The following is a 7,520-nucleotide window of genomic DNA, read 5'->3' as shown; positions in this document are numbered from 1 at the left end:
AAGTTGCACTTAGAATCTTAAAAAACTGTTGATAAATAAGTATATTCAAAGGATAAAAATAGCTGCTTATTGCAGCATATATTTTAGTAAACACTTAAGAAATATTTTTCTGTTTCTATTTAATGTAAACAATAACACGATGAACCTAAAAAGCTTATTAAATAAGACATATTGTCATTTTAGAATTAAACTTAAATGTTTTAAAGATTGCTAAATTAATAAATTTATATTTCAAAGATCAAATTTAGTGCAACTATGGTTATGTATTACCTTATATTATATATAAACCATAATTGCAAATATACTGTTAGTGTAAAATTTACTGGGGTACTTAAATACAATCCTATGATTTGACTTAATAATAAATCAGGTGTATCATTAATATTTAGGTACTTTGATGATTTTATGGAGGATATGTTTTGGAGGTGACAACGAATTCTTATTCGTTACCTATGTTTAAAAAGGGAGATAAGGTTGCTCACCCTATCTTTGGGGTAGGCAGCATTGCAAATATAGAAGAAAAAAATGTTCTAAATAAGAACGAGAAATATTATATTCTCGATTTAGCCATAAATCAGATGACATTGATGATTCCTATTAGAAAAGCATTTGATATTGGATTAAGAAAAATTGTAACAAAAGATAAAATTCCTGAAGTCTTAGAAATATTAGCTAATGATATGGATGAGATGGAACAGGATTATAAATCAAGAATAAAAACTCAAATGGAAATGGTTGACAGTGGTAATTTAAAAAGAGTTGCACAGGTAGTCCGAAATTATAATAAACGAAAAAAAATAGATGCATTATCAGCTACTGAGAAAAGCTTATTAGAAAGAGCAAAGAAAATATTAATAAGTGAAATTAAAGCGGTTTTTGACATTGATGAAAAAGAAGCAAAAACCATAATCAAAGAATATCTTCGGAAAGCAAAACAAAATAAAGACAAACCAAAGGAAAAGCAATCAATATAAATAGTGTGGTTCTATTATTGGTTTCGTATTTTTTTAATTTAAATATTATCCTAATGTAACCTGCCGTGATAATTCATTGCAGGTTACATGTTTTTATGCAAATAATTTATACTTGTATTGTATTGTAAATATATAATTTGGAAACTATATCGTTTAATTAAATCTTAATACAGTAAAAACAAAGGAGATATATTTTAATGGAAAAAGATAAACTTATAGATGGAAAAGCGATTTCAATGCAAATTCAAGAAGAAGTGATATTAGAGTCAGAGGAATTCTTTGAGAAAACAAATATTTATCCCAAACTCTCAGTTGTAATATTAGGCGAAGACCCAGCCTCCCTTTTTTACATTAGAATGATTGAAAAAACTTGTAAAAAAGTGGGTTTTCAATTTGAAAAATACTCTTTGTCTGCACAAACTAAAGAAAATGAATTACTGAATTTAATAGAGCAATTAAATAATGATAATAAAACCCATGGCATTATTATTCAGACCCCTCTTCCCAGGCATATAAGCCAGAATAATATACAAAAAGCATTATCTGCTGATAAAGATGTAGATTGCTTTAACCCTATAAATATGGGGAAATTGGCTATTGGCAACCCCTCATTTTTACCCTGTACCCCCTATGCAGTTTTTGAGATTTTAAAAAGAGAAAAAATTAAAGTAGAAGGAAAGCATGTTGTAATTGTCGGCAGAAGCAGCATTGTCGGTAAGCCATTAGCTTTAATCTTGCTGTTAAAAAATCCTGACGCCAATGCAACAGTTACTGTTTGCCATTCAAGGTCAGGCAATCTTGCTAATTTTACCCGGAAAGCAGATATAATTGTAGCAGCTGTGGGACAAGCTGAATTAATTAAAGCTGATATGCTTGAAAGCTATCCGGTAGTAATTGATGTTGGAACAAATGAAGTTGACGGGAAACTGGTAGGAGATGTAAGTTTTGAAGAAGTATCTAAAATAGCATCCAGGATTACACCCGTGCCAGGAGGAGTAGGCCCGGTTACTAATATGATGCTCATGAAGAATACTCTTCAGGCAGCAAAAAATATAGTCCAGAATAATTAATTAATCAGTTTTTCTTTTTGCTCTTTTTATTTTTTCCAGATGAATAAGTAGGGCGGTAATATCAGAAGGAGTAACCCCGGGTATTCTTTTTGCCTGGCCAAGGGAAACAGGTCTTATTTCACTGAATCTTTGTTTCCCTTCATGTGAAATACCATATAATTTTTGGTAATCAATATCAGCAGGTATTTTATAATCTTCATTTTTCTTAAATCTTCTCACTTCTTCTTCCTGCCGCTTAATATACCCGGAATACTTTATTTGAATTTCTACTTGCTCAATAATATCTGGATTTAACACAGGTCTGTCCGGATCTAATATTCCAGAAGCAGAATAGGTTAATTCCGGCCTTGTTAATAAATCTGCCATACCCATTGGTTTTTGCAGGGGAGATGAGTTTAACATTTCTATTTTTTTATTTGTTTCTTCATTAGGATATATTTTTAATTGCTGGAGACGATTGATTTCAGTATTAATTGCCTCTTTCTTTTTTTGGAATTCTCTATATCTCTCTTCAGAGATAAGGCCATATTTATATCCATAAGGGGTTAATCTTAAGTCAGCATTGTCCTGTCGAAGCAACAACCGATATTCAGCCAGCCCGGTTCTTAATCTGTATGGTTCAGTAATGCTTTTTGTCACCAAATCATCTATTTCAACAGCAATATAGGCTTGTGAACGGTCTAAAATAAAAGGCTCATTATTATCCAGTAATTGAACTGCATTAATTCCTGCAATTAAACCCTGTTCGGCAGCTTCTTCATACCCGGATGTTCCATTTATCTGGCCTGCCAGAAACAGCCCTTTTATCATTTTTGTTTCCAGTGAGTATTTCAATTGATGTGGCAAGATAATATCATATTCAATAGCATAACCATATCTGACTATATGGCAATTTTCCAATCCCTGAATAGTCTGCAAGGCCAGATGTTGTACAGATGGAGGAAGGCTTGTAAAAAATCCCTGCAGATAAATTTCTTCTGTTGATTCACTTTCCGGTTCGAGAAATATTTGGTGAGATTCATGGTGTGGAAAACGAACAATTTTATCTTCTATAGAAGGACAATAACGAGTTGCTGTGCTTTGTATAGTGCCATTAACAAGTGGGACCTGAGTAATATTTGCCTTAATTATCTCTTGAGTTTTGGTATTGGTTCTCGTGCTGTATACAGTGTGTTTGGAATAAATTCTTTTTTCAGATTCATATGAAAAAGCAAGAGGCTCATCAGCACTTTTTTGCTGCGTTAGATTAGAAAAGTTAATACTTCTTTTATCAATACGAGGAGGAGTACAGGTATTCAACCGTGTAGTGAGAAATCCAAGTGACCTGATTTGTTTTGCCAGGTCAGTAGAGGCAATTTCTCCCGCTCTGCCCGCACTATAACTGATTTTGCCAATATAGATTTTTCCGTCTAGAAAAGTTCCGGCTGTGATAATAACAGTGGGAGAAAAGAATTGAACCCCGCTTTGCAATCTAACTCCTTCAATCTTGTTGTTGTATCTTATTAATAAATCTGTAACCATTTCCTGAATCAGGTATAAATTATCCTGATTTTGAATGGTTCTAATCATTTCTTTCTTATATCTATTTTTATCAATTTGGGCACGCAAGGCCCACATTGCCGGCCCTTTACTGGTATTGAGCATCCTGATATGCAAAGTGGATTTATCAGTTATTTTGGCTAATTCTCCCCCCAGGGCATCTATCTCTCTGGCTACATGTCCCTTCCCCGGACCCCCAATAGAAGGGTTACAGGGCAAGAGGGCTATGTTGTCTACATTTGAGGTAATCAATAATGTTTTAGCACCCCTGCGTGCAGCGGCTAATGCAGCTTCACATCCCGCATGTCCTGCTCCAATTACTATCACATCATATTGAAAATTTTTCATATTTGCCCTTCCATTTTATCATTATTTTGTTTCATTAAAAAAAGATAGCACATTCTAAAATATTTTGCACCTTTTTGTCAAGAACACTATTATATTATTTTAAGTTCTTGCCGTAAAAAAAAAGTTATGTTATACTTTAATCGGAGAGATGACCGAGTGGCCGAAGGTGGTTGCCTGCTAAGCAATTGAGCGGATGTTAAGTCTGCTCCGAGGGTTCGAATCCCTCTCTCTCCGCCATTTTATTTATTTAATCCCCATTTTTCTCTTAAGGAGGTTATAATGACTTCCCATTCTAAACAAAAACAATTACCTGACATTCCTGGTTTGAATATTCATAACAATTTTCAATATGGTGATTTAGGAAAAGCTCTATTGTTTCATGGCCAGGTATATAATCAGGAATATGGATTTAATCATGAATTCGAAGCATATGTGGCAGGAGGACTGGCTGAATTTGCCAATAATTACATACAAGGAAAAAGTTCATTATGGATTGCTGAATGTAAAAATGATATCATAGGTTCAATTGCTATCTTAGAAAGGAAGAACAAACAAGCCCAGTTACGCTGGTTTCTTGTTCATCCGCATTATCAGGGATTAAATTTAGGCAGGTACCTGCTTCAAGAAGCAATCGATTTTTCCAGGAATGCAGGATATGAGAGTATATTTTTATGGACATTAGATAACCTTCTTGCGGCAAAACATATTTATGAAGCAAATGGTTTTAGAAAGGAACAAAAAAAGAAGCATTTTCTTTGGGGTCGACAGTTGGAAGAATTATATTATGTCTTAAAATTAACAAAATAATTGACAGAAGAATGGTAATATATTCAATATAATTTTAGTTTTTTAATACAGGAGGATTTATGGTAAAGAAATTATATCGTTCACGGAAAGATTCGATGATTTCTGGTGTATGTGGAGGTATAGCAGAGTATTTTGATATAGATTCCACATTGGTTCGTTTGGCTGCAATTCTTATTGTTTTTTTGGGAGGCGTTGGCTTGCTTGCCTATATCATAGCCTGGATAATAGTTCCACTGAATCCTGACCAGGAAACTGAAGATAATAGGGATAATATGCAAGAAGAAAAATCCTTCCTGAATCAGGATGAAGTAAAAAGTAATAATAATAGCCATGTCTGGGGTGGCTTAATTCTTATATTTATAGGTTTGTTCTTTTTATTGAGAAGCTTTTTCCCACGTTTTATTCTGGTAAAATTTTGGCCAGTTATTCTTGTGGTTATCGGTATTGTTTTAATATTCCAGGCTCTTTCAAAAAAATAACTGCAAAAAATGAAATAATTTGCCATATTATATTACCTTGAAATCTTTTAATCTTAAGTTTATAGAGAACTAATTTTTCATTAAGGAGAAGCAATGAAATTTCCGGAATCTAAAACTAAAATTGTCTGTACCCTGGGCCCGGTTTCAAACAATAAAAAAATAATCAAAGAGTTAGTAGCAGCGGGAATGAATGTAGCACGTTTAAACCTGGCTCATGATGATATAGAATATCATCGGAAAACACTAAATAATATAAGGGAAGTTGAAAAAGAGCTGGACATTTTTCTTCCGGTAATGATGGATATTCCCGGTCCGAAAATAAGAATAGGAGAGATAAAGGATGGACCTATTCTTTTAAAAAAAGGACAGATTATTCGATTGACAACCAAAAATATTATAGGAGATGAATCTATTATTCCGGTAGAATATGAGTCCTTATTTCAGAGCATAAAAAAAGGAAGCCTGGTTTATTTATATGATGGATTCATTCAGCTGAGAGTCAAAGAAATTCAGGGTGATGAAGCACTATGTCTTGTAATGACCGGCGGAAAGCTGGATTCACACAAAGGTCTCAATTTACCCAAAGCAAAGATTATAATTGATCCCATAAGAGAGAAGGATCTGGAACTTATTTCCTTTGGGTTGGAGGAAGGAGTAACAATATTTGGAATATCATTTGTTGAGAAAGCAGAAGATATTCTAAAGGTAAAAGAGTTTGCCGGGAAGAAAGGCAAAAAAATATTTACTGTAGCAAAAATTGAACGGGAAGAGGCTGTAAAGAATATTGATGAAATTCTTAATGTAACTGATGCTATTATGGTAGCCAGGGGCGATTTAGGAGTACAGGTGAATATTGAAGATATTCCGGTAATTCAGAAAAGATTAATTGCCAAGGCAAATAGAATGAGTAAACCTGTGATAACTGCTACTCAGATGCTGGTATCCATGACAGATCATATCAGGCCAACCAGGTCTGAGGTAACTGATGTAGCCAATGCTATTTTGGATGGAACAGATGCCACTATGTTATCTGAGGAAACTGCAGTAGGCCAGTTTCCGGTAGAGGCAGTAAGAATGATGACTGATATTGCTATTTCCACAGAATTAGAATATCGTACTTTACCACACCACTCTTCTCTATGCGAAGAACTGAGATTTTCTTTTCAGCAGACAAAACCTTCAATAGAAGATATTATTTCCATGCATACAATGGAGAGCAGTCAGGTTATCCATGCTAAATATATACTAACACCAACTGAAAGTGGTAATACGGCAAGAAGAATATCCCGGTTTAAACCATATTGCTGGATTCTTGCTTTTACACCCAATCCGGAAGTTGCCCGTTTTTTATCGCTTTCATATGGAGTTTTTTCTTTTATTATCAATAGAAAGAAAATTGATTGGTACAGAAGGATTATGGATTTATTAGAAGAAAAAAAACTTGTAGAAAAAGGTGAGCATCTTATTTTGACTGAAGGAGCAATCAGAAATAAAACCGGAGGTACTGATTCAATGAGGATAATAGTCGTTGATTAGATAGATGATTTATTTTTTTCTTGAATATTTATTTTTTTAGATTTTAATGTAATCATGTTATAATACTTGTTAATATTTAAGTTTTTATGCAGATCATGAAGATCAGGAGAATAAATGAAAGATAATAAAAATTCATTCAAGGATATTAGTGAAGGGAAAGTGACCGCAATTAGAGGCAGTGTTATTGATGCTTATTTTCCTGAAAAAATACCCAATATACCGAATCTTCTCAAAGCAGGTGATGTCTTTTTTGAAGTAGTTCTTCACCTTGATTCCAGGACTGTTAGGGGAATTGCCTTAACCCCAACACAGGGATTGAAGAGAGGAGATGAGGTAATTGATTATGGGCATCCCTTAAGTGTGCCTGTTGGGAATCAATTGCTGGGAAGGATGTTCAATGTATTCGGAGAAACAATAGATGGGGGTGAAAAAATTGATTCTGAGAAACGCAGGTCGATTTATAATGCACCCCTGACTTTATCAGAACGTTCAACCGATATTGCATTATTTGAAACAGGCATAAAGGTTATAGATTTATTATCTCCCCTGGAAAAAGGTGGCAAAGCCGGCTTGTTTGGCGGAGCAGGTGTGGGCAAAACTGTTCTTATTATGGAAATGATTCATAATATGGCTATCGGCTACCAGGGTGTCAGTCTCTTTTGTGGCATAGGAGAACGCTCCCGGGAAGGTGAGGAACTTTACCGGGAAATGAAAGAATCTGGAGTTTTGGAAAAGGCTGTAATGATTTTTGCCCAGATGAATGAACA

At 34.2% G+C, this 7,520-nt stretch carries 7 protein-coding genes and 1 tRNA gene; 7 read left to right on the top strand and 1 reads right to left on the bottom strand.

Translation table 11 applies throughout. The features are described 5' to 3' along the window. Positions 1-425: 425 nt before the first annotated feature. The gene (locus PHQ99_07375) at positions 426-974 is read left to right on the top strand and encodes a CarD family transcriptional regulator (protein MDD4289389.1); all 549 of its coding nucleotides are present in this window, start codon (positions 426-428) and stop codon (positions 972-974) included. A gap of 197 nt (positions 975-1,171) precedes the next feature. After that, a complete protein-coding gene (locus PHQ99_07370) occupies positions 1,172-2,044 on the top strand; it encodes a bifunctional 5,10-methylenetetrahydrofolate dehydrogenase/5,10-methenyltetrahydrofolate cyclohydrolase (GenBank protein MDD4289388.1) in 873 nt (290 codons plus the stop codon). Here the strand turns inward: PHQ99_07370 and mnmG are convergent, their stop codons facing one another. Then, complete coding sequence (gene mnmG / locus PHQ99_07365; GenBank protein MDD4289387.1) at positions 2,045-3,931, bottom strand: tRNA uridine-5-carboxymethylaminomethyl(34) synthesis enzyme MnmG; 1,887 nt, start codon at positions 3,929-3,931, stop codon at positions 2,045-2,047. A gap of 142 nt (positions 3,932-4,073) precedes the next feature. Here mnmG and PHQ99_07360 point away from each other — a divergent pair. The 5 genes from PHQ99_07360 to PHQ99_07340 all read left to right on the top strand — a co-directional run. After that, positions 4,074-4,168 (top strand) — tRNA-Ser (locus PHQ99_07360). Positions 4,169-4,210: 42 nt separating this feature from the next. Continuing rightward, a complete protein-coding gene (locus PHQ99_07355; protein ID MDD4289386.1) occupies positions 4,211-4,738 on the top strand; it encodes a GNAT family N-acetyltransferase in 528 nt (175 codons plus the stop codon). 59 nt (positions 4,739-4,797) lie between these two features. Further along, positions 4,798-5,217 (top strand): PspC domain-containing protein, encoded by a 420-nt coding sequence (locus PHQ99_07350; GenBank protein ID MDD4289385.1) that lies wholly within the window; start codon positions 4,798-4,800, stop codon positions 5,215-5,217. Positions 5,218-5,310: 93 nt separating this feature from the next. Further along, positions 5,311-6,753: a pyruvate kinase gene (pyk, locus tag PHQ99_07345; protein ID MDD4289384.1), complete on the top strand. Its 1,443-nt coding sequence runs from the start codon at positions 5,311-5,313 to the stop codon at positions 6,751-6,753. 114 nt (positions 6,754-6,867) lie between these two features. Continuing rightward, positions 6,868-7,520: F0F1 ATP synthase subunit beta (locus PHQ99_07340; GenBank protein MDD4289383.1), on the top strand; the 653-nt coding region annotated here is incomplete at its 3' end.

The organism is Atribacterota bacterium (genome assembly GCA_028703475.1).
Taxonomy (GTDB): domain Bacteria; phylum Atribacterota; class Phoenicimicrobiia; order Phoenicimicrobiales; family Stramentimicrobiaceae; genus JAQVMU01.
Note: the sequence above shows the minus strand (reverse complement) of the source record. Positions and strands in the feature narration are given on the sequence as shown.

Bases quoted from the DNA above. Each gene is read 5' to 3' on its own strand.
- PHQ99_07370 (MDD4289388.1), top strand. From the start codon at position 1,172: ATGGAAAAAGATAAACTTATAGATGGAAAAGCGATTTCAATGCAAATT.
- mnmG (MDD4289387.1), bottom strand. From the start codon at position 3,931: ATGAAAAATTTTCAATATGATGTGATAGTAATTGGAGCAGGACATGCG.
- PHQ99_07350 (MDD4289385.1), top strand. From the start codon at position 4,798: ATGGTAAAGAAATTATATCGTTCACGGAAAGATTCGATGATTTCTGGT.
- pyk (MDD4289384.1), top strand. From the start codon at position 5,311: ATGAAATTTCCGGAATCTAAAACTAAAATTGTCTGTACCCTGGGCCCG.
- PHQ99_07355 (MDD4289386.1), top strand. From the start codon at position 4,211: ATGACTTCCCATTCTAAACAAAAACAATTACCTGACATTCCTGGTTTG.